This window comes from Burkholderia multivorans ATCC BAA-247 (assembly GCF_000959525.1).
GTDB lineage: Bacteria > Pseudomonadota > Gammaproteobacteria > Burkholderiales > Burkholderiaceae > Burkholderia > Burkholderia multivorans.
Window position 1 is genome coordinate 927,282 of sequence record NZ_CP009832.1, and the last position, 24,653, is coordinate 951,934.

26 protein-coding genes are annotated in these 24,653 nt (G+C 63.3%); 24 read left to right on the plus strand and 2 right to left on the minus strand.

All coding sequences use genetic code 11. The features are described from left to right. The first annotated feature begins 210 nt into the window (after positions 1-210). The 8 genes from NP80_RS16680 to groL all read left to right on the plus strand — a co-directional run bounded on the left by NP80_RS16680 (position 211) and on the right by groL (position 5,862). Complete coding sequence (locus NP80_RS16680; RefSeq protein ID WP_006406359.1) at positions 211-570, plus strand: COG4315 family predicted lipoprotein; 360 nt, start codon at positions 211-213, stop codon at positions 568-570. A 27-nt stretch (positions 571-597) separates the two neighbouring features. Continuing rightward, a complete protein-coding gene (locus tag NP80_RS16685; RefSeq protein ID WP_006410629.1) occupies positions 598-1,113 on the plus strand; it encodes a sigma-70 family RNA polymerase sigma factor in 516 nt (171 codons plus the stop codon). Continuing rightward, positions 1,113-1,892 (plus strand): anti-sigma factor family protein, encoded by a 780-nt coding sequence (locus NP80_RS16690; RefSeq protein WP_006410628.1) that lies wholly within the window; start codon positions 1,113-1,115, stop codon positions 1,890-1,892. Before NP80_RS16685 ends, NP80_RS16690 begins: the two co-directional genes overlap by 1 nt. A gap of 19 nt (positions 1,893-1,911) precedes the next feature. Beyond that, the gene (locus tag NP80_RS16695; protein ID WP_006400977.1) at positions 1,912-2,331 is read left to right on the plus strand and encodes a cupredoxin domain-containing protein; all 420 of its coding nucleotides are present in this window, start codon (positions 1,912-1,914) and stop codon (positions 2,329-2,331) included. Positions 2,332-2,369: 38 nt separating this feature from the next. Further along, entirely contained in the window at positions 2,370-2,960 is a 591-nt protein-coding gene (locus NP80_RS16700) for a LolA family protein (RefSeq protein ID WP_080594183.1), read from the plus strand. Positions 2,961-2,999: 39 nt separating this feature from the next. Further along, positions 3,000-3,509 (plus strand): SRPBCC family protein, encoded by a 510-nt coding sequence (locus NP80_RS16705; RefSeq protein ID WP_006406354.1) that lies wholly within the window; start codon positions 3,000-3,002, stop codon positions 3,507-3,509. A 373-nt stretch (positions 3,510-3,882) separates the two neighbouring features. After that, a complete protein-coding gene (gene groES, locus NP80_RS16710; RefSeq protein WP_006400974.1) occupies positions 3,883-4,176 on the plus strand; it encodes a co-chaperone GroES in 294 nt (97 codons plus the stop codon). Between the two features lie 45 nt (positions 4,177-4,221). After that, positions 4,222-5,862 carry a chaperonin GroEL gene (gene groL, locus NP80_RS16715; RefSeq protein ID WP_006400973.1) on the plus strand — a complete coding sequence of 547 codons (1,641 nt, stop codon included), beginning with the start codon at positions 4,222-4,224 and terminating at the stop codon, positions 5,860-5,862. Positions 5,863-6,021: 159 nt separating this feature from the next. Here groL and NP80_RS16720 read toward each other — a convergent pair whose 3' ends face one another. Next, positions 6,022-6,888 carry a hydroxymethylpyrimidine/phosphomethylpyrimidine kinase gene (locus tag NP80_RS16720; RefSeq protein ID WP_012467504.1) on the minus strand — a complete coding sequence of 289 codons (867 nt, stop codon included), beginning with the start codon at positions 6,886-6,888 and terminating at the stop codon, positions 6,022-6,024. Between the two features lie 251 nt (positions 6,889-7,139). Between NP80_RS16720 and NP80_RS16725 the strand changes: the two genes are divergently transcribed. The 8 genes from NP80_RS16725 (at position 7,140) to NP80_RS16760 (ending at position 13,772) form a co-directional block, all read left to right on the plus strand. Further along, positions 7,140-7,310: a rubredoxin gene (locus NP80_RS16725; RefSeq protein ID WP_006400971.1), complete on the plus strand. Its 171-nt coding sequence runs from the start codon at positions 7,140-7,142 to the stop codon at positions 7,308-7,310. A 104-nt stretch (positions 7,311-7,414) separates the two neighbouring features. After that, positions 7,415-8,740 (plus strand): hypothetical protein, encoded by a 1,326-nt coding sequence (locus tag NP80_RS16730; RefSeq protein WP_045593952.1) that lies wholly within the window; start codon positions 7,415-7,417, stop codon positions 8,738-8,740. 180 nt (positions 8,741-8,920) lie between these two features. Then, complete coding sequence (locus NP80_RS16735; protein ID WP_006400969.1) at positions 8,921-9,499, plus strand: YqgE/AlgH family protein; 579 nt, start codon at positions 8,921-8,923, stop codon at positions 9,497-9,499. After that, entirely contained in the window at positions 9,496-9,945 is a 450-nt protein-coding gene (gene ruvX / locus NP80_RS16740) for a Holliday junction resolvase RuvX (RefSeq protein WP_006412024.1), read from the plus strand. Before NP80_RS16735 ends, ruvX begins: the two co-directional genes overlap by 4 nt. After that, the gene (pyrR, locus tag NP80_RS16745; protein WP_006400967.1) at positions 9,932-10,444 is read left to right on the plus strand and encodes a bifunctional pyr operon transcriptional regulator/uracil phosphoribosyltransferase PyrR; all 513 of its coding nucleotides are present in this window, start codon (positions 9,932-9,934) and stop codon (positions 10,442-10,444) included. The genes ruvX and pyrR overlap by 14 nt, the downstream gene beginning before the upstream one ends. A gap of 73 nt (positions 10,445-10,517) precedes the next feature. After that, positions 10,518-11,549, plus strand: a complete 1,032-nt coding sequence (locus tag NP80_RS16750) for an aspartate carbamoyltransferase catalytic subunit (protein WP_006412021.1) — start codon at positions 10,518-10,520, stop codon at positions 11,547-11,549. A gap of 59 nt (positions 11,550-11,608) precedes the next feature. Next, entirely contained in the window at positions 11,609-12,895 is a 1,287-nt protein-coding gene (locus NP80_RS16755; protein WP_006412023.1) for a dihydroorotase, read from the plus strand. A gap of 19 nt (positions 12,896-12,914) precedes the next feature. Continuing rightward, positions 12,915-13,772, plus strand: a complete 858-nt coding sequence (locus NP80_RS16760) for a lysophospholipid acyltransferase family protein (protein ID WP_006412020.1) — start codon at positions 12,915-12,917, stop codon at positions 13,770-13,772. A 45-nt stretch (positions 13,773-13,817) separates the two neighbouring features. On the opposite strand, the gene NP80_RS16765 is transcribed toward NP80_RS16760, so the two are convergent. Beyond that, on the minus strand, positions 13,818-14,657 hold the full coding sequence (locus NP80_RS16765) for a symmetrical bis(5'-nucleosyl)-tetraphosphatase (protein ID WP_035948403.1): 840 nt from the start codon (positions 14,655-14,657) through the stop codon (positions 13,818-13,820). Positions 14,658-14,990: 333 nt separating this feature from the next. Between NP80_RS16765 and rfbB the strand changes: the two genes are divergently transcribed. The 8 genes from rfbB to NP80_RS16805 all read left to right on the plus strand — a co-directional run bounded on the left by rfbB (position 14,991) and on the right by NP80_RS16805 (position 24,644). Continuing rightward, complete coding sequence (rfbB, locus tag NP80_RS16770; RefSeq protein WP_045593956.1) at positions 14,991-16,052, plus strand: dTDP-glucose 4,6-dehydratase; 1,062 nt, start codon at positions 14,991-14,993, stop codon at positions 16,050-16,052. A gap of 11 nt (positions 16,053-16,063) precedes the next feature. Next, positions 16,064-16,957: a glucose-1-phosphate thymidylyltransferase RfbA gene (gene rfbA, locus NP80_RS16775; protein WP_045593958.1), complete on the plus strand. Its 894-nt coding sequence runs from the start codon at positions 16,064-16,066 to the stop codon at positions 16,955-16,957. Beyond that, positions 16,942-17,493, plus strand: a complete 552-nt coding sequence (gene rfbC, locus NP80_RS16780) for a dTDP-4-dehydrorhamnose 3,5-epimerase (RefSeq protein ID WP_006409980.1) — start codon at positions 16,942-16,944, stop codon at positions 17,491-17,493. The genes rfbA and rfbC overlap by 16 nt, the downstream gene beginning before the upstream one ends. An 8-nt stretch (positions 17,494-17,501) precedes the next feature. Beyond that, entirely contained in the window at positions 17,502-18,422 is a 921-nt protein-coding gene (rfbD, locus tag NP80_RS16785; protein ID WP_045593961.1) for a dTDP-4-dehydrorhamnose reductase, read from the plus strand. A 72-nt stretch (positions 18,423-18,494) separates the two neighbouring features. After that, on the plus strand, positions 18,495-19,349 hold the full coding sequence (locus NP80_RS16790; RefSeq protein ID WP_035948696.1) for an ABC transporter permease: 855 nt from the start codon (positions 18,495-18,497) through the stop codon (positions 19,347-19,349). Between the two features lie 9 nt (positions 19,350-19,358). Continuing rightward, positions 19,359-20,576, plus strand: coding sequence for an ABC transporter ATP-binding protein (locus NP80_RS16795; protein WP_080596291.1), 1,218 nt, complete (start codon positions 19,359-19,361; stop codon positions 20,574-20,576). Beyond that, complete coding sequence (locus tag NP80_RS29795) at positions 20,560-21,402, plus strand: glycosyltransferase family 2 protein (protein ID WP_080596292.1); 843 nt, start codon at positions 20,560-20,562, stop codon at positions 21,400-21,402. The genes NP80_RS16795 and NP80_RS29795 overlap by 17 nt, the downstream gene beginning before the upstream one ends. Before the next feature lie 35 nt (positions 21,403-21,437). Then, entirely contained in the window at positions 21,438-24,644 is a 3,207-nt protein-coding gene (locus NP80_RS16805) for a glycosyltransferase (protein WP_201776351.1), read from the plus strand. Positions 24,645-24,653 lie beyond the last annotated feature (9 nt).

The window sequence follows — 24,653 nt, forward strand, 5'->3', positions numbered from 1 at the left end:
TTCGTGCGCCGACGCATCGCAGTCACATCGAGCATCTGCACGATGGCGAGATTGCGCGATGGAGATTGCACGACCGCATGGAATAACCGGCCAGGCCCGTTCGTTTACGTACCGGGACGCGACTCGCTCGCGCGGCGCATCATGATCGCGATGCAGTCGGCGTCCCGTGAACGCATGCGATGTCGCATCGCGACGCCAAGGAGAACGGGAATGAAAACGATGTTGTTCGCCGTCGCGCTGACGGCTGCGATCGCGCGGCCGGCGGCCGCGGAACCGCCGCAGGTCGGCGACGGGAAGCTGGTCGACGACGAGCACATGACGCTCTACGTGTTCGACCGCGACGCACCGGGCAAGAGCGCGTGCACGGGCACGTGCGCGGCGAACTGGCCGCCGGCGCTCGCCGATGCGTACGACAAGCCGTCGGGCGCACTGAGCGTCGTCGCGCGCGACGACGGCAAGATGCAATGGGCGTACAACGGTCGTCCGCTGTATCGCTGGAAGATGGATCGCAAGGCCGGCGATGCGGGCGGCGACGGCGTCGGCGGCGTCTGGCACGTCGCACATCCGTGACGGCCGCGCCGCGCGCGGGATCGTCGCATGAGCTACGAATCGGACCTGCTGGTGTGGCTGCCGCATCTGACGCGGTATGCGCGCGCGCTGACGGGCGATCGGGCCTGGGCGGACGATCTCGTGCAGGACACGCTCGAGCGCGCGCTGAACCGGCCGCCGCGCGATGCCGGCAATCTGCGCGCGTGGCTGCTGACGCTGCTGCGTCACCGCTTCATCGATCAGTTGCGCGCGCGGCATGAAGTAGCCGTCGACGACGCGACGGCGCCATGGCAGACGCTCGCCCCGCCTCCGGGCGACGTGGGCGGCCTGATGCTGCGCGACGTGCAGCGCGCGCTGTACCGGCTGCCGGTCGAGCAGCGCGAGGTGCTGCTGCTGGTCGCGCTCGAAGAGCTGAGCTACCGCGATGCCGCGCAGGTGCTCGGCGTGCCGGTCGGTACGGTGATGTCGCGGCTGTCGCGCGCGAGAGAGCAGATGCGGGCGCTGCTGTCCGGGGAACCGGCCACGCATGGCACGGCCGCGTTACGGGTGATCGGGAAGACATGATGGACGAGTCGCGCACACCTTCGGACGATCGGGACGACGAAGCGTCGGCGCAGCTGCTGTCGGCGCTGCTCGACGGCGAGCTGTCCGCGCACGAACGCCGCGAGGTACTCGAACGTCTGCAGTCGGATCCGCGCGAAGCGGACCGGTTCGTGCATTACCGTGCCCAGCGCGACGCACTGCACGCGTTGTTTCCGCTGTCGCCCGCCACGTCGGCGCTGTTCGTGCAGCGCCGCGCATCGCGCCGGCCCAGATTCGCCTACGCGTTCGCGGGGCTCGCGGCCGGGCTGCTGATCGGCATCGCGCTGCACGCGGGCTGGACTGCACTGGGTGCTGCCCCGGAATTCGCTACGCGCGCCGATGCGGCGTACGCTGTCTATGCGGCCGACCGCGACCATCCGGTGGAAGTCGATGCGCGCGACCCGGAGCGTTTGGCTGCGTGGCTGTCCGCGCGGCTCGGGCGGCCGGTGCGCGCGCCGTCGCTCGGCGAATACGGCTACGCGCTGCTCGGCGGCCGTCTGCTGCCCGGCGACGCAGGGCCGGCCGCACAACTGATGTACCAGCGCGCGGACGGCGACCGCGTGACGCTCTACATGACCGCCTACGACGCGCGGCGCGTGGCGCCGCAGCCGTTATCGGCCGACGGTCGCTACACGTACTTCTGGTCGGATCGCGGCATGGGTTATGCGCTGTCCGGCGGTGGCGACGAACGGCGCGTTCGCGAACTCGCGATCGAGGCGTGCGGCGCACTCGGCGGACCGGTCGGCGCGTGGAGCGGGTGACGCGCGCACGGAGCGAACGATGAAAGCGATGGCGGCGGTATGGGCAGGACTGGTTGTGCTCGCAGCAGGCACCGGATTTGCGTACGCGGACGACGATGCACCGGTGCGCGTGCCGATCGATCCGGACGGCGTGCAGCGCGTGACGATCGTCGGCGGCAGTTATTTCTTCCGGCCGAACCACGTGATCGTGACCGCGCAGGCGCCCGTCGAGCTGACGGTGTCGGCGGAGCCGGGGATCGTGCCGCACAGTTTCCGGATCGATGCGCCGCAGGCCGGCATCGACGTGCGCACGGAACTCGCCACGACGCCGCGCACCTTCCGTTTCACGCCGACGCAACCGGGCCGCTTTGCCTACTATTGCACGCACCGGTTGCCGTTGTTCGGCAGCCATCGCGCGCGCGGCATGGAAGGCGTACTGGACGTCGAGGCCGCGCCGTGATTGCCGCGTTGCTGGCCGCGAGCCTGATAGGAGCGAGCATGACAGCCGATCCCGTGACCGTTGCGCAGTCGCAGTTCGACCACGTGCACTCGTACCGCGCGACGATCCGTTCGACCGCGAGAAGCGGCGAGCACACCGAAATCCGCTATGCCTATCTGAAACCGGGCTTCGTCCGGATGGACTTCGTGTCGCCGCACCACGGCGCGGTGCTCGCGTACGATCCGGACGACGGCAAGGTGCGGCTGCGTCCGTTCGGCGTGCATATGCCGCCAGCGCTGACGCTGTCGCCCGACAACCCGATGGTGCGCGACCGCAGCGGCCATCGCGTCGACCGGTCGGACGTCGGCCAGCTGCTGCGCAACGTCCACGCGCTGCAGCAGGGCGGGGCGACGGTGAGCGAAGGCGAGGAGACGGTCGGCGGCCGCACGACGTTGCGCGTATCGGTGACGGGCGCGCCGGCACAGGCGGTCGACGGCGTGCATCGCTACCGATTGTGGCTCGATACCGAGGACGGATTTCCGCGCAAGGTCGTCAGCTTTGCCGATGACGACGGCGAGCCGCTCGAAACCGTGACGCTCGACGACATCGAGCTCGACGTCGCGTTTCCCGAGCGTTTTTTCTCGCCCTGATCCCGATTCGACGCTGCGCGACGGCGCGCCGGAGGCTCCATGGCGGAATACCGGTTTTCGACGACGTGGCACGTGGACGCGCCGCTGATGGCCGTCTGGGATGCGATCTACCAGGTCGACCGCTGGCCCGACTGGTGGAAGGGCGCCGTGCGGACCGTGGAACTGGAGGCCGGCGACGCGCGCGGCGTCGGGGCGCTGCACCGCTATACCTGGAAAGGCGCGCTGCCGTACCGGCTGACGTTCGACATGCGCGTGCGGCGCGTCGAGCCGCCGCACGTGCTCGAAGGCCGCGCGAGCGGTGCGATCGAAGGCGACGGCCGCTGGTCGTTCGTCGCCGACGGCGCGCGCACGGTCGTCCGCTACGACTGGCACATCCGCACGCACGCGCGCTGGATGAAGTGGCTGGAACCGATCGCGCGGCCGCTGTTCACATGGAATCACGACGTCGTGATGCGCGACGGCGCGAAAGGACTCGCGCGGCTCCTCGGTGCGACGGTAGAGACCGACGGCCGGACGTTCCGGCCGCTCGAGGGGTGCCCGGAAGCGTGACGCTGACCGCAGCCGGTCGCCTCCGCCGGCAGGGCTGACGCACTTTTTTCGACGTACGCGAAATAGTGCGGAACTCGCCGCCGTCCTGCTGTCCAATCGGGGAACGATGATCGGGGAATCCCCTAACACGGGCGGCCGCCGGTTTCGCGACGAATTTCCATCTCGTTGTTTCAAAAGGATTTTTCTGCGTTTTCCTCCCTTCCCGCGTGCCCGACGCGGCGCAAAAAAAGCCCCGGTATCTCTTCTTGAATTTGTCAAAACCCGTCCATATAATTAGCACTCGCTGCACGAGAGTGCTAACAATTCTCTGCCGGGCCTCTGGCCGGGCAGGTTCCCTAAGCGTTCTTCAATCTCAGTCAAGAGAGGAGTGAATATGAACCTTCGTCCTTTGCACGATCGCGTGATCGTCAAGCGCCTGGATCAGGAAACCAAGACTGCCTCGGGCATCGTGATCCCCGACGCAGCTGCTGAGAAGCCGGATCAAGGCGAAGTCCTGGCCGTTGGCCCGGGCAAGCGCGACGACAAGGGCGCCCCGATCGCACTCGACGTGAAGGTCGGCGATCGCGTGCTGTTCGGCAAGTACGCGGGCCAGACCGTCAAGGTCGACGGCCAGGAGCTGCTGGTCATGCGCGAAGAAGACATCATGGCCGTGGTCAACGCGAAGTAAGCGTCCACAACGGTACATATTCCCAAGAATTCAAGGAGTTAGAAGATGGCAGCTAAAGACGTCGTATTCGGCGATTCGGCCCGTGCGAAGATGGTCGAAGGCGTGAACATTCTCGCCAACGCAGTTAAGGTCACGCTGGGTCCGAAGGGCCGCAACGTCGTGCTCGAGCGCAGCTTCGGCGGCCCGACGGTCACGAAGGACGGTGTGTCGGTCGCGAAGGAAATCGAGCTGAAGGACAAGCTCCAGAACATGGGCGCGCAAATGGTCAAGGAAGTTGCTTCCAAGACCAGCGACAACGCAGGCGACGGCACGACGACGGCAACCGTCCTCGCGCAATCGATCGTCCGTGAAGGCATGAAGTACGTCGCATCGGGCATGAACCCGATGGACCTGAAGCGCGGTATCGACAAGGCCGTTGCAGCTGCCGTCGAAGAGCTGAAGAAGATCAGCAAGCCGTGCACGACGAACAAGGAAATCGCGCAAGTCGGCGCGATCTCGGCGAACAGCGACTCGTCGATCGGCGATCGCATCGCTGAAGCGATGGACAAGGTCGGCAAGGAAGGCGTGATCACCGTCGAAGACGGCAAGTCGCTCGCCGACGAGCTCGACGTCGTCGAAGGCATGCAGTTCGACCGCGGCTACCTGTCGCCGTACTTCATCAACAACCCGGACAAGCAAGTCGCCGTCCTCGAGAACCCGTTCGTGCTGCTGCACGACAAGAAGGTCTCGAACATCCGCGATCTGCTGCCGGTGCTCGAACAAGTCGCGAAGGCAGGCCGTCCGCTGCTGATCATCGCTGAAGACGTCGAAGGCGAAGCGCTCGCTACGCTGGTCGTCAACAACATCCGCGGCATCCTGAAGACCGTTGCGGTCAAGGCGCCGGGCTTCGGCGATCGTCGCAAGGCGATGCTGGAAGACATCGCGATCCTGACCGGCGGCCAGGTCATCGCGGAAGAAACCGGCCTGACGCTCGAGAAGGCAACGCTGGCAGAACTGGGCCAGGCGAAGCGCATCGAAGTGGGCAAGGAAAACACGACGATCATCGACGGTGCAGGCGAAGCGGCGAACATTGAAGCGCGCGTCAAGCAAATCCGCACGCAGATCGAAGAAGCGACGTCGGACTACGACCGCGAGAAGCTGCAAGAGCGCGTGGCGAAGCTCGCCGGCGGCGTGGCAGTGATCAAGGTCGGTGCTGCGACCGAAGTCGAAATGAAGGAAAAGAAGGCACGTGTCGAAGACGCGCTGCACGCAACCCGCGCTGCCGTTGAAGAAGGCATCGTCCCGGGCGGCGGCGTTGCGCTGATCCGTGCACGCACCGCGATCGCATCGCTGACGGGCGCGAACGCCGACCAGAACGCCGGCATCAAGATCGTGCTGCGCGCAATGGAAGAGCCGCTGCGTCAGATCGTCACGAACGGTGGCGAAGAAGCGAGCGTCGTCGTGGCGGCCGTTGCTGCAGGCAAGGGCAACTACGGCTACAACGCAGCGACGGGCGAGTACGTCGACATGGTTGAAGCCGGCGTCGTCGACCCGACCAAGGTCACGCGCACCGCACTGCAGAACGCAGCTTCGGTTGCCGGCCTGCTGCTGACGACGGACGCAGCCGTCGCAGAACTGCCGAAGGAAGATGCACCGATGCCGGGCGGCATGCCGGGCGGCATGGGCGGCATGGGCATGGACATGTAATCGACTTCGGTCGATGAGGTCCGGAGCGCGCAGCGATGCGTGCTCCAGCCAAATAAAAAGACCCGCAGTGATGCGGGTCTTTTTTTATCTGCGCGCGGCGCGAAGGGGACGGCCGGCGGCGGCCGAATCAGCGCGATCTGCGAAGGGCCGCGCGCCGACTCAATGCCGATGCGACGTCCGCGGCAGCGGCTCGACCGCAGCGGCCGGCGGCGCATCGGCATCCTCGTTGCTGCGCGCCCAGAAGAAGCGGTCGGGCAAATACGCGCCCATCCCGGGCCGGAACGCGTCGCGCACCGCCTGATAGAGATATTCCTGCGCTTCGCGCACGGCCTCGGGCGGTTCCTGGCCGTTCGCGAGCAGCGCCGCGATCGCCGCGCCGAGCGTATCGGTGATGCCCATCAGCCGGTGCGGCGAGCGGTCCCACATGTCTTCGCGCAGCTGGCCTTCCTCGCCGTACAGCGTGTTCACGAGCCGGTGCGAGCCCGTTTCCGACGACAGGATGTATTCGCAGCCCTGCGACAGCAGATGCGACACGGCCGCATCGAGATTCGGCGCTTCCGCATCGCCGTCCGGCTGCGCGAGCGCGATCAGCGTCGCGTGGTCGGCGACGAGCAATGTCGTCTGCGGCGCGAGCAGATCGGCGATCGACTCGCGCAGATCGTCGGCGGCGAGCACGTGCTCGTCGTCGAGCGTGAAGTCCGGCGCGAGCACCAGCGGCACGCCGTCGTAGTCGGCGACCACTTCGGCGATCGCGCTGACGACTTCCGCGCGCGTCGCCGCGCCGATCTTGAACGCGGCGACCGGCATGTCCTCGAGCAGCATGCGCGCCTGCGCGGCGACGATGTCGGGATCGAGGCCGGTCACTTCATCGCAGGCAGCCGAGTCGCGCACGGTATAGCCGGTGAGGACGGACACGCCGTGGCAGCCCATGCTCGCCAGGGTCATCAGATCGGCTTGGAGGCCGGAGCCGCCGGTGGGATCGGACAGGCCGAAGGTGAGGACGATCGGAGGGGCGTTGCTGGACATGGAAAAAAGGGCAAGAAAAATACGGGGAAGCGACGGAGGTGCGGCGGCAGCAGGCGACGGGCCGTCGGGCCCCGTGTTGCCCGGCAGGCCGCACTGTGCGCCCATTATGCGGCGGAATCCGGCCGATACGACGGATTTTTTAGCGCAGCACAACGTAGTCGCTGCACTCCAGCGCGATTGCTAGGCAGTCCGGCCCCGACACGGTACCATCATGGCTCCCGAATTTACCGACTTTCCCGACGCGGCTTAAGATGGAATACAAGAGCTGGATGTGCTTGATTTGTGGCTGGATTTACGACGAAGAAGCCGGGCTGCCGGACGAGGGCATTGCCCCGGGCACGCGCTGGGAAGACGTTCCGATCAACTGGACGTGTCCTGAATGCGGCGCCCGCAAGGAAGACTTCGAAATGGTCCAGATCTGATCGGACCTTTGCCGCACGGACACTCCGCTTTGGCCTCGCGCGGGCCCGGCGCTCGCGCGCCGCGACCCGCGCGAGCGGCTTGACGACCCCACGCGCGCGTGTCCATGACGTCCGAACCGGCGACCGTTCCCCCTCCTGACGCATTGCCCAATCCGCGCGGCGGCGCCGTGCGCGCGGCCGACGCGGCGCTCGCCGCTGCGGCCGATGCAGCCCATGCAGCCCATGCAGCCGAACGGCACGCCGATGCCGCGGCGCCGCTCGCCGAGGCGGCGGCCGTGCTGGCCGAAGCCGGCTGGCTGCCGGCCGCAAGATTCGCGGGCCAGCTGGCTGCCGGCGCACCGTTCGCGGCGGCGGCAGGCGAAGCGGACGTCGCCGCGTGGCGCGCCGCGTTGCGCGACTTTCGTGCGGCCGTCGGCCGGCACAATCTGCGCGAACTCGCGTGTTCGCCGGTCCTGTTTGCCCATTTCCGTACGCTGCGCGCGCTGACGGGCGGCGGTGCGCCCGCGGCCGTTCCGCTCGACGCGCTGGCCCTCGTCGGCCGCGCGGTGCCGGCCGCGTCGCTGCGTGCGCTGCCAGACGGATTCGCGGCCCGCGTGCGCGCCCGTTATGAACAAGCGCTGCTCGGCGCGCTGCGTGCGGAGAATCCGGCATCCGGCCCCGCACTCGACGAACTCGACGCGCTCGCCGCCGCGCTCGCCGACGATACGCCGTACGACTTCTGGCGCCTCGCCGCAGCGTGCATGCGCGCGCTTCGTGCGAGCGGCGCGCCCGATCTGAAACGCTTTCTGGCGCGCATGAACTTGCTGCTTGCCGAACACGCGAACGGGCGGCCATACGCACCGCCTGAACTCTTGCGCGAAACCGTTGCGCTGTTGTGGCGCGATTTCGCGCTGTTCGGCGCGGCGGCCGAAGACGCCGCGCTCGTCGACGTGCTGCACGACTACGGGCTCACGGTCGACTGGCACGTGGCCGGCACGCCCGGCTCCGAAGCGCTGTGGGAAGCCGATGCGGCGCGTGCCGAGCACGACGCGCTCGCCGCCGCACCGACGCGCACGCTCGGCGTCGTGACGGTCAACGCACATGCGTATGAGGATTTCCTGCAGACCGCCGATGCGTCGATGACCGACCTCTCGGCTCATCCCGCGGCCGCGGATGCCGGCGCGGCATGGCGCGCGTCCGCGGCCGCGTACCGCGTTGGCGCGGCCGCCTGCGCGCTTGGGCTCGGCCACGCGGCACTGCTGGCCGATACGCTGGGCCTGGCATGGCGCCGCGCCGCGCACGGGCTGCCGCTCGCCGGCAGCGCACGCGACGCGCATGCGCGCGCGGCCGACATGCTGCGCGCCGCACTGCTGAAGATTGCGGCCGGCGTCGCGCCGCCGGACCTGACGGCGGGGTCCGAAGCGCTCGGCACGGCGCTCGGCCGGCCCTGAGCGGAACGCCGGCCGGCATGGCGCGGCGGCCATGCCCGGCGCCGCTGCAACGCGCTGCCGACAGCGCCCGCGCGCGTGTTAGAGTGCCGTGTAATCGCGCGCGTCATTGCCAGCGCGTCGCGATGTTGCTCGTTGATCGCGGCCCGGTCAGGCCGCAGCGTCTTTGCTAAAATTCAAACCATGTCAAAGCCTTCCGATCGCATCAATCTCACCAACCAGTTCCTGATCGCCATGCCCAACATGGCCGATCCGACGTTCTCGGGAACGGTGGTCTATCTTTGCGATCACAGCGAGCGCGGTGCGCTCGGCCTCGTCATCAATCGTCCTACCGATATCGACCTCGAATCGCTGTTCAACCGGATCGACCTGAAGCTCGAGATCGAGCCGCTGCTGCACATTCCCGTGTACTTCGGCGGCCCCGTGCAGACCGAGCGCGGCTTCGTGCTGCACGAGCCGGTCGAGGGTGCGAACTACAGCTCGTCGATGTCGGTGGAGGGCGGGCTCGAGATGACGACGTCGAAGGACGTGCTCGAGGCGGTCGCAACGGGCACGGGCCCGAAACGCTTCCTGCTGACGCTCGGCCATGCAGGCTGGGGCGCCGGGCAGCTCGAGGAAGAGATTTCCCGCAACGGCTGGCTCACGGTCGCCGCCGATCCGCGCATCGTGTTCGACACGCCGGCCGAAGAGCGCTTCGAAGCCGCGCTCGGCCTGCTCGGCGTCAGTTCGTCGACGCTGTCCGGCGAAGCAGGGCACGCATGAGCGGCACGAGCGCGCGCGATGCGACGCTCCTGGCGTTCGACTACGGCGAGAAGCGAATCGGTGTCGCGATCGGCAATGCGCTGACGCGCTCCGCGCGCGCGCTCGTCGTGATCCCCAACCTGAACCGCGAACACCGCTTCAAGGCCGTCGGCGAACTGCTCGCCGAATGGCGGCCCGACGCGCTCGTCGTCGGGCTGCCGATGCATCCCGACGGCACGCCGCACGACATGACGCAGCAGGCGAAGCGCTTCGGCAACCAGCTGAACGGCCGCTTCGGGCTGCCCGTCACGTGGGTCGACGAACGCTATTCGTCGGTCGAAGCCGAGGCCGGCATGCGCGAGCGCAACGTGCGCGGCCGCGCACGCACCGACATGCTCGACGCCGAAGCCGCGCGCGTGATCCTTCAACAGTATCTCGATCAATTGTCCGACCATGAGCCCCATTGACGCCGAGGCGCTGTACCGCGCCCTGCTCGACCAGATCCGTGCCGCGTACGGCACCGCGTTCGCCGAACCGGGCGGCCCGCGGCTCGCCGGCATCTACAGCGGCGGCGCGTGGCTTGCCGAGCGTCTCGCGCGCGATCTCGGCGCGCCGGCGTTCGGCGTCGTCAACGTCGCGCTGCATCGCGACGACTACGCGAAAAAGGGGCTGCACAGCCAGGCGAGCCCGACGTCGCTGCCGTTCGACGTCGACGGCGCGCGTATCGTGCTCGTCGACGACGTGCTGTACACCGGCCGCACCGTGCGCGCCGCGCTGAACGAACTGTTCGACTACGGCCGTCCGGCTGCCGTCGAACTCGCCGTGCTCGCCGATCGCGGCGGACGCGAGCTGCCGGTCGCCGCGCGCTTTGCCGGCGGCACGCTCGACGTGCCGGCCGGCGCGACGCTCGTGCTCGCGCGCGACGATTCGCAGTTCACGCTGAACGTCGAGGCGCAAGCCGCCTGAACGACCGCGAAACCGTATCCCGGGCCGCCGGTTCGCGCCGCGGCCCGTTTGCATAGTTGGAATCACGCACACCATGACCACCGACACCACTGGCCGCACCGGCAATCCCGCGGCGGCCGCGAGCACCGAGCGGTTCCGCTACGGTTTCCTGAAGGGCAACCCGCAGCTCACGAAAAACGGCGAGCTCAAGCATCTGCTGTCGATCGAGGGCCTGCCGCGCTCGATCGTCAACCACATCCTCGATACGGCCGAGCAGTTCGTCAGCGTGACGGACCGCGAAGTGAAGAAGGTGCCGCTGCTGCGCGGCAAGTCCGTGTTCAACCTGTTCTTCGAGAACTCGACGCGCACGCGCACGACGTTCGAGATCGCCGCGACGCGCCTGTCGGCCGACGTGCTGAATCTGAACATCAATGCTTCCTCGACGAGCAAGGGCGAATCGCTGCTCGACACGATCAACAACTTGTCGGCCATGCATGCGGACCTGTTCGTCGTGCGTCATGCATCGAGCGGCGCGCCGTACCTGATCGCCGAGCACTGCGCGCCGCACGTGCACGTGATCAACGCCGGCGACGGCCGCCATGCGCACCCGACGCAGGGCCTGCTCGATATGTACACGATCCGCCACTACAAGCGCGACTTCACGAAGCTGCGCGTGGCGATCGTCGGCGACATCCTGCATTCGCGCGTCGCGCGCTCGGACATCCACGCGCTGACCACGCTCGGCGTGCCCGAAGTGCGCGCGATCGGCCCGCGCACGCTGCTGCCGGGCGGCCTCGAGCAGATGGGCGTGAAGGTGTTCCACAACCTCGACGAAGGGCTGAAGGGCGTCGACGTGATCATCATGCTGCGCCTGCAGAACGAGCGGATGAGCGGCGCGCTGCTGCCGTCCGCGCAGGAGTATTTCAAGACGTGGGGGCTCACGCCCGAACGCCTCGCGCTCGCCGCGCCCGACGCGATCGTGATGCACCCGGGCCCGATGAACCGCGGCGTCGAGATCGACTCGCAGGTCGCCGACGGCCCGCAATCGGTGATCCTCAATCAGGTCACGTTCGGCATCGCCGTGCGTATGGCCGTGATGGGCATCGTCGCCGGCAACAACGACTGAGCTGCTTCGCGCCTCCTTATCCAGGCATTCAACGCATTCAACGCATTCACAGACAGCGCATGAAGATTCATATCAAAGGCGGCACGCTGATCGATCCGGTCGCCGGCAGCGAGCGGCAAGCCGACGTATTCATCTCGGGCGGCAAGATCGACGCGATCGCCGAAGCCGGCCGCGCGCCGGCCGGCTTCGCGGCCGACAAGACGATCGACGCGACGGGCCTGATCGTCGCGCCCGGCCTCGTCGACCTGTGCGCGCGGCTGCGCGAGCCCGGCTACGAGCACAAGGCGACGCTCGCGTCGGAGATGGCGGCGGCCGTCGCCGGCGGCGTGACGACGCTCGTGTGTCCGCCGGACACCGATCCCGTGCTCGACGAGCCGGGCCTCGTCGAGATGCTGAAGTTCCGTGCGCGCAATCTGCACCAGGCCAACGTGCATCCGCTCGGCGCGCTGACCGTCGGCCTGAAGGGCGAAGTGATCACCGAGATGGTCGCGCTGACCGAGTCCGGCTGCGTCGGCTTCACGCATGCGAACGTGCCGCTGCGCGACACGCAGGTGCTGCTGCGCGCACTGCAGTACGCGAGCACCTACGGCTACACCACCTGGTTGCGCCCGCTCGACGCGTTCATCGGCAAGGGCGGCGTCGCGGCGAGCGGGCCCGTCGCGTCGCGGCTTGGGCTGTCCGGCGTGCCGGTCGCGGCCGAGACGATCGCGCTGCATACGATTTTCGAACTGATGCGCGTGACCGGCGCGCGCGTGCACCTTGCGCGGCTGTCGTCCGCGGCCGGCCTCGCGCTCGTGCGCGCGGCGAAGGCCGAAGGGCTGCCCGTCACGTGCGACGTCGGCGTGAATCACCTGCACCTGATCGACGTCGACATCGGCTATTTCGATTCGCAGTTCCGGCTCGATCCGCCGCTGCGCAGCGAGCGCGATCGCGAGGCGATCCGTGCGGCGCTCGCGGACGGCACCATCGACGCGATCTGCTCCGATCACACACCGGTCGACGACGACGAGAAGCTGCTGCCGTTCGGCGAAGCGACGCCCGGTGCGACCGGCCTCGAACTGCTGCTGTCGCTGACCGTGAAATGGGCCGACGAGACGCGCACGCCGCTCGCGCAGGCGCTGCGCCGCATCACGTCGGCGCCTGCGGACGTGCTGAACCTGCCTGCCGGCCGTCTGACCGAAGGCAGTGCGGCCGATCTCTGCGTGTTCGACCCGCGCGCGCACTGGCGTGTCGAGCCGCGCGCGCTGAAGAGCCAGGGCCACAACTCGCCGTTCCTCGGCTATGAGCTGCCCGCATGCGTGCGCGCGACGCTCGTCGCCGGGCAGGTCGCGTTCGAGCGCAACTGAACCACGCCGGGCTTTCGTCATGAACGCTATCCGCAAGCTGCGCCTCGTCTTTCACCTGTTGCGCGGCATGGCGATCGTCGCGCTGCGCTTTTCGCACGTGACGCCCGCGCAGCGCCTCGAGCTCACGCGCCGCTGGTCGCTCAAGCTGCTGCGCATCTGCGGGCTGCGCCTCGTCGTGCACAACGACGGCGCGCGTCTCGACGCGGGCGCGCTTGTCGTCGGCAACCACGTGTCGTGGCTCGACATCTACACCGTCAACGCGTGGCGGCCTACGCCGTTCGTGTCGAAGGCCGAGGTGCGGCAGTGGCCGGTGGTCGGCTGGCTGGCCGAGAAGCTCGACACCGTGTTCCTGCAGCGCGAGAAGCGCACCGAGGCGATGCGGGTCATGCACGAGATGGCCGACCGGCTGCGCAGCGGCGGCGTGATGTGCGTGTTTCCGGAAGGCACGACATCCGACGGGCAGGGGCTGCTTCCGTTCCATGCGAATCTGTTTCAGGCCGCGGTGTCGGCCGGCTGCGCGGTGCAGCCGATCTGCCTGATGTACGAGGATGCGCAGGGGCGGCAGTCGGTCGCGCCGGCCTATACGGGCGAGTTGTCGCTCGGCATGTCGCTCGACATGGTGCTGCGCGGCGGGCCGCTCGTCGCGCATCTGTACGTGTGCGATCCGATTCCGCCGGGCGGCGACCGGCGTGCGATGTCGGCCGCCGCGCGCGACGCGATCGCGGCTGCGCTTGAAGCGATGCAGGCGAAGGTCGGCAAGCCGTCGGCCGAGTCGCTGGCCGAGCTCGCGAAGCATGCCTATCCGGTCGCGGAAGTCGGCTCGGACGCGGCCCGCGACGGTGCCGCCGAAGAGCCGGTGCCGGGGCGCGAAGGCTGATCGTGCCGCGGTCCGTTGGCGCGGGCTGCGGCCGTTACATTGCGGTCATTCGCCTCCCGGTGTGCGGCATGCTTCGCATTGCACCTGCGTGACCGTGCGCTGTGCCGGATCGGCCGTCAGGCGCACGGCCGACAGCTGATTTCCCCATACGCATCCCGAATCGAGCGCGACGACGTTGTCGCGCAGCATCAGGCCGAGCGCGGCCCAATGGCCGAACACGACCGTCACGTCTTCGGTGCGGCGATCCGGTGCGTCGAACCACGGCAGATAGCCGGGCGGCGCGCTCTCGGGGCCGCCGTTCGCCTTGAATTCCATCGCCCCGTCCGCGGTGCAGAACCGCAGGCGCGTGAAGGCGTTGAACGCGACGCGCATCCGGTCGCGCTTTTTCAGGTTCGGATTCCATTGGTTCGGCTCGTTGCCGTACAGCTTTTGCAGCGTCTCGCGCCAGTCGGGTGCGCGCAGTGCCTGCTGGAGTTCGTCCGCGAGCTCGAGGGCGAGCGTCACGTCCCATTGCGGCAGCACGCCCGCGTGAACGAGCAGTTTGCCGTCTTCGAAATGCGCGAACGGGCGGTGGCGGACCCAGTCGAGCAGTGCGTCGGCGTCGGGTGCGTCGAGGATCTCGCCGATCGTGTCGCCGCGGCGCTCGGTGCGGATGCCGGCCGAGACGGCGAGCAGGTGCAGGTCGTGGTTGCCCAGGACAGCCGTGACGCGCGGGCCGAGGTCGATCAGCGAACGCAGCGCGGCGAGGGAGCCGGGGCCGCGGTTCACGATGTCGCCGGCGATCCAGAGCGGCGTATCGGCGGGGGCGGAGAGTTTTTTCAGCAGCGAATCGAAAGCTGAATGACAGCCTTGGATGTCGCCGATGGCGATGGGAGTCGGGGTCATGAGAGCGGCAGTGCTATTGATTTCCGCGCGGAAAGAAGATTCGTTGGTACGAGACGCCATTTTGCAACCGACGTTCCCTGAAATGTCATTGATTCGACAGGAAATTTTATTCGACGCAGGGGTCCGGAGCGCTGTATCAAGTTGTTAGCGGCGTGGATTTTGCGGTCGACGGGTCCCTATAATTGTCGTTTTCGCGAACAAAATTAGCATTTCATGACTTTGACTGCCATGGTGGGCGGGTAAAATTGCGGGTTTGACGTGACGATGGTGTCACGCGCGAATCCGATGCGGTAGGGCCGGCTGGCTCTACCGGGCATTACTAGAGGGAGCCCCATGATTCTGGTTACGGGCGGCGCAGGCTTTATCGGCGCCAACTTTGTACTCGACTGGCTGCGCGCATCCGACGAAGCCGTGCTCAACGTCGACAAACTGACCTACGCGGGCAACCTTCGTACGCTGCAGTCGCTGGAAGGCAATCCGAAGCACGTGTTTGCGCGTGTCGATATCTGCGACCGCGCTGCGCTCGATGCGCTGTTTGCCGAGCACAAGCCGCGCGCGGTGCTGCACTTCGCGGCAGAAAGCCACGTCGATCGGTCGATTCACGGCCCGGCCGATTTCGTGCAGACCAATGTGGTCGGCACCTTCACGCTGCTCGAAGCCACGCGTCAATACTGGAACGCGCTGCGCGAAGCCGACAAGGCCGCGTTCCGCTTCCTGCACGTGTCGACCGACGAAGTGTTCGGCTCGCTGTCGGCAACCGATCCGCAATTCTCGGAGACGACGCCGTACGCGCCGAACAGCCCGTACTCGGCAACCAAGGCCGGCTCCGATCATCTCGTTCGCGCATACCATCACACCTACGGCCTGCCGACGCTGACGACGAACTGCTCGAACAACTACGGTCCGTACCAGTTCCCGGAAAAACTCATTCCGCTGATGATCGCGAACGCGCTCGCCGGCAAGCCGCTGCCGGTGTACGGCGACGGCCAGAACGTGCGCGACTGGCTGTATGTAGGCGACCACTGCAGCGCGATCCGCGAAGTGCTCGCGCGCGGCGTGCCGGGCGAAACGTACAACGTCGGCGGCTGGAACGAGAAGAAGAACCTCGAGGTCGTGCATACGCTGTGCGACCTGCTCGATGCGAAGCGGCCGAAGGCGGCAGGCTCGTATCGCGATCAGATCACGTACGTGACCGATCGCCCCGGCCACGATCGCCGCTATGCGATCGACGCGCGCAAGCTCGAGCGCGAGCTCCGCTGGAAGCCGGCGGAGACGTTCGAAACCGGTCTCGCGAAGACGGTCGACTGGTATCTCGATAACCAGCAGTGGGTCGACGAAGTCGCATCGGGCGAGTACCGCAAGTGGGTCGAGACCAACTACGCGCAGCGCGCGTAAGGGTGGCAGACATGGCACGCAAAGGCATCATTCTCGCGGGCGGTTCCGGCACGCGGCTCTATCCGATCACGCACGCGGTATCGAAACAACTGCTGCCCGTGTACGACAAGCCGATGATCTACTATCCGCTGTCGACGCTGATGATCGCGGGCATTCGCGACGTCCTGATCATCTCGACACCGCAGGACACGCCGCGCTTCGAATCGATGCTCGGCGACGGCAGTCAGTGGGGGATGAACATTCAGTACGCGGTGCAGCCGTCGCCGGACGGTCTCGCGCAGGCGTTCGTCATCGGCAAGGACTTCGTCGGCAACGATCCGTCGGCGCTGATTCTCGGCGACAACATCTTCTACGGCCACGATCTCGCCAAGCAGCTCGAGCACGCGAACGCGCAGGAGCACGGTGCGACCGTGTTTGCCTATCACGTGCACGATCCCGAGCGGTATGGCGTGGTCGAATTCGACAAGGACTTTCGTGCGCTGTCGATCGAAGAGAAGCCGGCGAAGCCGCGTTCGCACTATGCGGTCACTGGGCTGTACTTCTACGACAACCGCGTATGCAACATCGCCGCCGACATCAAGCCGTCCGCGCGTGGCGAACTGGAAATCACCGACGTCAATTCGCGCTACCTCGCCGATGGCACGCTGAACGTCGAAATCATGGGCCGCGGCTACGCATGGCTCGACACCGGCACGCACGATTCGTTGATCGAAGCGGCGAGCTTCATCGCGACGCTGCAGAAGCGGCAAGGGCTGGTGGTCGCGTGCCCCGAGGAAATCGCATACCGCCGCCAGTGGATCGATGCGGAACAAGTGCAGAAATTGGCGCAGCCGCTGGCGAAGAACGGCTACGGCAAATATCTGCTGAACATTCTTACGGATCAGGTTGCATGGCCATCACGGTAACTGCTACGGCACTGCCCGAAGTCAAAATCATCGAGCCGAAGGTATTCGGCGATGCGCGCGGCTATTTCTACGAAAGCTTCAACGGGCGCGAGTTCGCGGAGCAGGTCGAGCCGGGCGTCGAGTTCGTGCAGGACAACCATTCTCGCTCGGCGAAGGGTGTGCTGCGCGGGCTGCATTATCAAATCCAGCATGCGCAGGGCAAGCTCGTGCGCGTCGTCGAAGGCGAAGTGTTCGACGTAGCCGTGGATATCCGGCGCAGTTCGCCGAATTTCGGCAAGTGGGTCGGCGTGACGCTGTCGGCGGACAACCATCGGCAGCTTTGGGTGCCGCCCGGATTCGCGCACGGCTTCGTCGTGCTGTCGGAGGCGGCGCAGTTCCTCTACAAGACGACCGACTACTGGTACCCCGAGCACGAGCGCAGCATCGTGTGGAACGATCCGGATATCGGCATCGATTGGCCGATCGATTTCGAGCCGCTATTGGCGGCGAAGGATGCGGCAGGCAAACGGCTCGCCGAAGCCGAGTGCTTCCAGTGAGGGCCGCCGTGCAGACCTCCGATCGCAAAACGATTCTGCTGACCGGCATCAACGGCCAGGTCGGGTTCGAATTGCAGCGTACGCTGCAGGGGCTCGGCAACGTGGTCGCCCTCGATCGCAGTCGGCTCGACCTGTCGCGCCTCGACCAGGTGCGCGACGTCGTACGCGACCTGAAGCCCGATCTGATCGTGAATCCCGCCGCTTATACGGCGGTCGATCAGGCGGAGACCGACGTGGCAATGGCCACACGGCTGAATGCGGAAGCGCCGGCCGTGCTCGCAGAAGAAGCGAAGCGCATCGGCGCCGCGCTGATCCATTACTCGACCGACTACGTGTTTGCGGGCACGAAAGCAGGCCCGTACGTCGAGGACGATGCAGTCGACCCGCAAAACGTGTACGGCAGGACGAAGCTCGACGGTGAACGCGCGATCGTGGCATCGGGATGCGCGCATCTGATTTTCCGTACGAGCTGGGTCTACGGCACGCGCGGCAAGAACTTTCTGCTGACGATGCTGCGGCTCGGCGCCGAGCGCGACGAACTGAAAGTCGTCGCCGACCAGATCGGCGCGCCGACGTGGTCGAACACGATCGCGACGCTGACTGCGCACGTCGTCGCGCAAGCGACATGCGCCCCGATGCGCGACGAATGGTGGCATGCGCATTCGGGCATCTATCATCTGTGCGCCGCCGGTTCGACGTCGTGGCACGGCTTTGCCGAAGCGATCTTCCGCCTCGCCGATCTGCCGAAAAAGCCGGCGGTAATGCCGATTCCCGCCAGCGCATATCCGACGCCCGCGAAGCGGCCGGCCAATTCGCAGATGTCGAATGCGAAGCTCGCCGAGCATTTCGGTCTGCACGCGCCGCAATGGGAAGCGGCGCTCGCGCTGTGTCTTTGCGATGGGCCCCGCACCTTGTTTTCCGCGCCATGACGGCGACGGCTGGATGCGGAATACGCCAGTGCGGGGCGCCTGTCCGGATATGGAACTACTAGAGCCTTTCAAATGCAAACCAAGAGTGTGTCAGCATCTTCAGCCAATTCTTCATTTCCACTATCTCCGTGGTCGATGGTGGCGAGCATCAAGCATCACCGCCATTTGATCTGGCAGATGACCAAACGCGAAGTAATTGGTCGCTATCAAGGATCAGTCATGGGGATTCTGTGGTCGTTTCTCAATCCCCTCTGCATGTTGATTGTATATACGTTCGTATTCAGTGTCGTGTTCAAGTCGCATTGGGGACAAGATACGTCGGACAATAAGACCGCCTTCGCGCTTATCCTATTTTCGGGACTGATTGTCTTCTCCGTGTTTTCGGAAGCGATCGGCAAGGCGCCCGGACTTGTTACGGCAAACGTGAACTATGTCAAGAAGGTGGTCTTCCCGCTCGAAGTTCTACCGATCGTGTCGCTCGCGGCCGTGGCATTCCATATGCTCGTCAGTGTTCTCATCCTATTGATAGCATTCGGGCTGTTTAATGGATATCTGTATTGGTCCGTAATCCTGTTTCCGCTTGTGTTGGTTCCGCTTGCTCTGTTCGTGCTCGGGGTGTCTTGGTTTCTCGCGTCGCTCGGGGTGTTTTTGCGAGACGTACAGCAGACCATTACACTGGCGATTACAGTCATCATGTTTGTGACGCCGATTTTTTATCCAATTACTGCTTTGCCAGAACGTTATCAAGTTTATCTGCGCCTTAATCCGATGGCGTTTTTCGTCGATCAAGCGCGGCGCGTGCTTGTATTCGGTCTCATGCCGCAGTGGACTGCTTTGGCCGCTGCGACCATCCTCGGCGCAGGTGTCGCATGGCTTGGCTATGTGTGGTTTCAGAAAACACGTGTCGGATTTGCGGACGTTCTATAAGGTAAGAAAATGACCGTAGAAGTTGCGATTTCGGTACAAAACGTCAGCAAATGCTTTGACGTCTACGATAAACCCCACCATCGACTGCTGCAGTTTTTAACACGCGGCGAGCATAGCTGGGCACGTCAATTCTGGGCACTGCGCGACGTGTCGTTCAACGTGTCCAAGGGTGAGACGGTTGGCATCGTCGGCCGTAATGGCGCCGGTAAATCGACGCTATTGCAAATCATTACAGGCACGCTGACGCCAACAAGTGGTAGTGTCCGCGTTCGAGGTCGTGTCGCGGCGCTGCTTGAACTCGGGGCTGGTTTCAACATGGAGTTTACGGGAACCGAGAACGTCTTCATGAATGCAATGCTACTCGGTATGACGAGGGCCGAAGTCGAAAAGAAGTACGACGATATTGTCGATTTTTCCGGAATCGGTTCGTTCGTCGAGCAACCGGTCAAAACGTACTCGAGCGGAATGTTCGCTCGATTGGCATTTTCCGTCGCTGTACACGCTGAGCCCAGCGTACTAATTGTTGACGAGGCACTGAGCGTGGGCGATTCCGCGTTCCAAGAAAAATCAGTGACCCGAATGAAGGAAATTCGTGAGTCGGGTACGTCGATTTTGTTTGTAACGCACTCGCTACCGATCGTGAGAAATTTTTGCGATCGCGCAGTCCTGCTCGACAAAGGAACAGTGCGCCTCGTGGGTGAGCGACTGACAGTTTGTGACGAGTACCAGGTAATGGTGGACGAAGAGGTCAAGAGAAACAAGTTGCAACTGGTCGCTAAGGAACAGAAAGGGAGCGAGGTTTCATCTAGTGAATTGGTGGCCGACAAATCAATTCGAATTGTTAATGTTGTGCTCGAGCCTGATCGCTGTGAGATGGGCGCGGACATCAGAATTATCATTGAACTTGAGTTCAATGCGAATATCGCTAAATACGGAGTTGGAATTCTCATTCATGATGGCCGTGGCAATCTCGTTTCCGTTCTTAATACTTTGCGCGACGATATTGTTCTGACCGGCAAGCATGGCCTTGTGAGGCTGGTGATTCGCAATAACCACTTTGCCCCAGGCGAATATTTCGTTACGGCCTCAGTTTCCGATGCGGAAGCGATGTTTGCATACGATCGCGTGGACCACGCGTGCCGACTTGTGGTTGTCGGAAGGTTTTCTGCTCGAGGCTTGCCTACGGTCGAAGGTTACGTGAGGTGTGAGCATGACTGGGAATACTGACGCGTGGGTAATCGATAGGGACGAGCAACTTCATTTGAAGCCCTGGGTGCGATCTGTCGCTCAACCGGTTTCCCTCGTGGCAATTACACGCGTGCGCAATGAATCATTGTTGCTCGGCGATACTCTCGATCATGTCGCGGAGTTCGCAGATGTCATATTTGTCTACGACGATGCTAGCACGGACGACACGCTGGATATTGCAATGAAGCATCCCGCCGTTGCCGCGGTCGTTCAGAATAGACGATGGAGGCCGGGAGCGCATGAACGCTTGCATTCCGAGACGCGCCATCGCGGTTTGTTGGTGAATTTGGCGAAACAGCACTTTATCCCAGATTGGTTTTTCTGCTTCGACGCGGACGAGAGATACATAGGTCCAATTCGAGAATTCGTGCGAATGCCGACAGCGCCTGATTTGAATGGAATTCGGGTGCGCCTTTTTGATGCGTATATGACGGAAAACGATTCTGCCCCGATTGTGCGTGGGAAATGTCTGATGGATTTCAGGCGAAACTTTGGACCTGAATATCGAGATATTCTGATGCTCTGGAAGAACAAAAATGGCGCCCGATACGTTGGGCTAGATTCGCGGGAGCCGACTATTGAGGGGCGTAGTGAAGTGATGTTCTATTGTCAGCACTATGGGAAGAGTCTCTCCATTGATCAATGGGAGGCGACGTGTCGATATTACATCGATCATTTCCCGTATGAGCCATATGGAAGAAAATGGAGCGAGCGAGTCGGTAAAGCGATTCACAAAACGTCGGATTTTGGTCGGACGCTTCGCACTTGGGGGCCTGAGTTGTTTGGGCATGCGGTGGCGCTTTGAATTCATTTTTTGCTAATTAATTGATGGGTTTGACTATGAACGGGCGCACCGCGATTGTTTCTAATTCCCGGCTGGTTGAGTTCGCAGGCTCGGAAATCACGACGATGGAGATTGCCGACACACTGGCGTCCCTAGGGATGTCGGTTACGGTGGCGGCCTACGAATTCGGTGCTGAATTCATAAAGGAAATCGAGGAGCGCGGACATACCCTGCTCAATCTTCGTGCGGCCAGCGAGCTTGAACTGAATGTCGACCTCGCTTGGATCCATCACGCGACTACGTACTATGCGCTTATAGCGGCGCATAACATGCGGGCACGGCGGATCGTATCATCGTCGCTGTCTTTTTTTGAACCAATTGAGTCTCCGCCCATTGCGCTATGTGGTATTGACCGCTTTTTAGTCAACTCCCAGGAAAGTCATGGGCATTTTGTTTCGCACTATCCACAGTACGCAGATCGTTGCGTGATATTTCCCAATGCTGCCGCGCCAAAGTTTTGGAATGCCTTTGATCCGCATCGCACAGAAACACTGCGCCGTGTGGCGGTTGTATCAAACCATGTTGCTGCTGAGGTTGCTGGGCTGGTTGACTTGTTGCGAATGAATGGTGTAACGGTTGATGTGTACGGTATTGGCGCGATAGTGACTCGGATTACGCCCGATTTGCTGGCCCAATATGATTCCGTTGTGTCGATTGGTAAGACGGTGCAGTACTGTATTGCTGCCGGCATTCCCGTTTTTTGTTATGACCATTTTGCCGGTCCCGGCTGGATCACTTCGGACTCGTTTGATAGCGCCCGGCAAGCGAATTTCTCTGGGCGCTCACATCCTTCAAAGCGGCCGCCAGGTTTGCTTTACAGCGAATTCAGAAGCGGATTTGCGCGGGCTTACGCGGACAGGATTGAGCTGAGAGAGCGAGGGAAAGCGCTGTTCGATCTGTCGGCGAATGTTCGGAATCTGCTGGACAGCATCGAGGCTTCCGGCGGCCCCATCGCTCACATGGAGTTGACCGAGACGCATCGCAATTTGATATCGCGACATGTCGACATGGTCTTGCGTCCGCGAGACATGCTATCGCACGTGCAGCATGTGAAGGACGACGTCGAGCATCGATTGATCGAGATCGAGGCAAAGTTTGCGAAGGCACGGGACGAGCGCGACCGGGCAAAGGAAGCGATGACCACGCTCGAAAGCGATGTGCATCGACTGACGTGGGCACTCTCAGAGGAGACTCAGCGACGAGAACGTGTGGAACAGAAACTCGATGCGCTATATCGCTCGACATCGTGGCGCTTAACCAAGCCCGTACGGTTGCTCAAGCAAGGTGGGGTACGCACGCGCACGCATCTAGCGTGGGGCAAATTCCTCGTCGGGCGCGGTGTACAAGTAGCGCGTCATCAAGGCGTCGGCGAGCTAAGTCGGAGAACCGCGCGCTATGTGCGTGCGGTGATGCGAAGCAAATTGGCGAGCGCGAAGTCACTGGAAACCGCGACGTCACGATCGGCTGAGCAGCCCCTCGTGAGTTTTGTGATCCCGATCTATGATCGAACGGACGTTTTGCGCGAAGCGATCCTTTCAGCGCTCGCCCAAACAGTTACGTCGTTTGAAGTGCTGCTGATCACAGACGGCTCGCCGCCCGCAACCCTGGCGGTCGTCAACGAATTTGCCGATCATCCTCGCGTCCGCATATTCCATTTTCCCGTTAGTTCCGGCAACGCCGTTCGTGGGCGCAATAAAGGCATCCTCGAAGCGCGCGGCAAATATATCGCATTTCTTGATAGTGACGATGTTGCGGCACATGATCGACTGGAGAAAACATTGCCGCTGCTCGAATCGGGGATCGCCGACGTCGTGTATGGTGCATGGCGTGCTCGTCTCGATGGTTCACGGGAGATCGAAGGAATCAGTGATCAACAGATCGTCTATAGTCCCGATGCCGATCTGGAGTTGCTAAAGCAAGTATGCGTGCCGTGCCAGAGTACGGCGACCGTGCGTCGGGACATCCTGTTGAAATGTGGGTTTCTTAAACCACACATGGAATATCGGGAAGATCATGAACTGTGGGCGCGTATTGCTTATTTCGGTGGCGTTTTCAAGTCGCTGCCGAGCGTGCTCGTTGACTTGCGCCTCCATGCCGGTAACAACGAACTGAACTTCAAGAACGAGGATGCCGTCTACGGTGAGAGATTGCGGGAGCAATTCAGTCAGCGTGGGCCAATTCCGAAAAAGATTGCATTTATTCTTCCGGGAGTGGGTATTTCTGGCGGCGTGGCAGTTGTGTTCCGCCATGCGTCGATGCTGATGAAGGCCGGTCACGATGTGACGATCATTAATATCGGGCTGGAAGGTGACGGTAAATGGTTCTCTGGCAACACTGCGCCGATCGTTCATGTCTCGGATCGTCGAAAGTATTTGTTCGACGGCATAGACATGTTAATCGCAACCGGATGGCAAACCGCTGAGTGGTTATCGCGAATTCCTGCTAAGCGTCTGCTGTATTTCGTACAGTCGGACGAACGGCGGTTCTATGAGGAAGACGCGCTGAAGAGAAAAATCGAGGCAACCTATCGCATCGAGTGTGAGTATTTCACCGAAGCTCACTGGATCCGTGCAATGCTGCGCGACGAGTTCGGCCACGAATCTGCCTACGTGCCAAATGGGCTTGATCCGGTGTTGTTCCATCCCGATGTCCCGCTTGAACCGAAGGCAGCGGGCGGGCGTCTGCGCGTCCTTCTCGAAGGTCCAATCATCATTCCGTTCAAGGGTATGGCGGATGCATACGCAGCGGTTGAATCACTCGACTGCGAAATCTGGATCATCAGCAGTGCCGGCAAACCTCCCGCAAATTGGCGATGCGATCGTTTTTTTGAGGCAGTCGAAATGAATCAGATGCGACATATATATTCGGCGTGCGATATTTTCATAAAAATGAGTCGCGTCGAAGGGTTCTTCGGACCGCCTATGGAAGCGATGGCATGCGGGTGTTCTGTTGTTGTCGGTAAGGTAACCGGTTGGGATGAGTACATCGTGCATGAAGGCAACGCCTTGGTCGTCGAGCAGGGCGACATCGAGGGGGCAAAGATCGCAGTTAAACGTCTACTTGACGATCCGGACCTACGTGCCCGGCTGATCGAGGGGGGCAAGAAGACAGCGTCTGAATGGACCTGGGAAAAGTCAGGAAAGGCAATGCTAGAAGTGGTTGACGCACCGGTTACCGGTACGTCAGACGTCGTTAGCAACTGATCGTTTAGG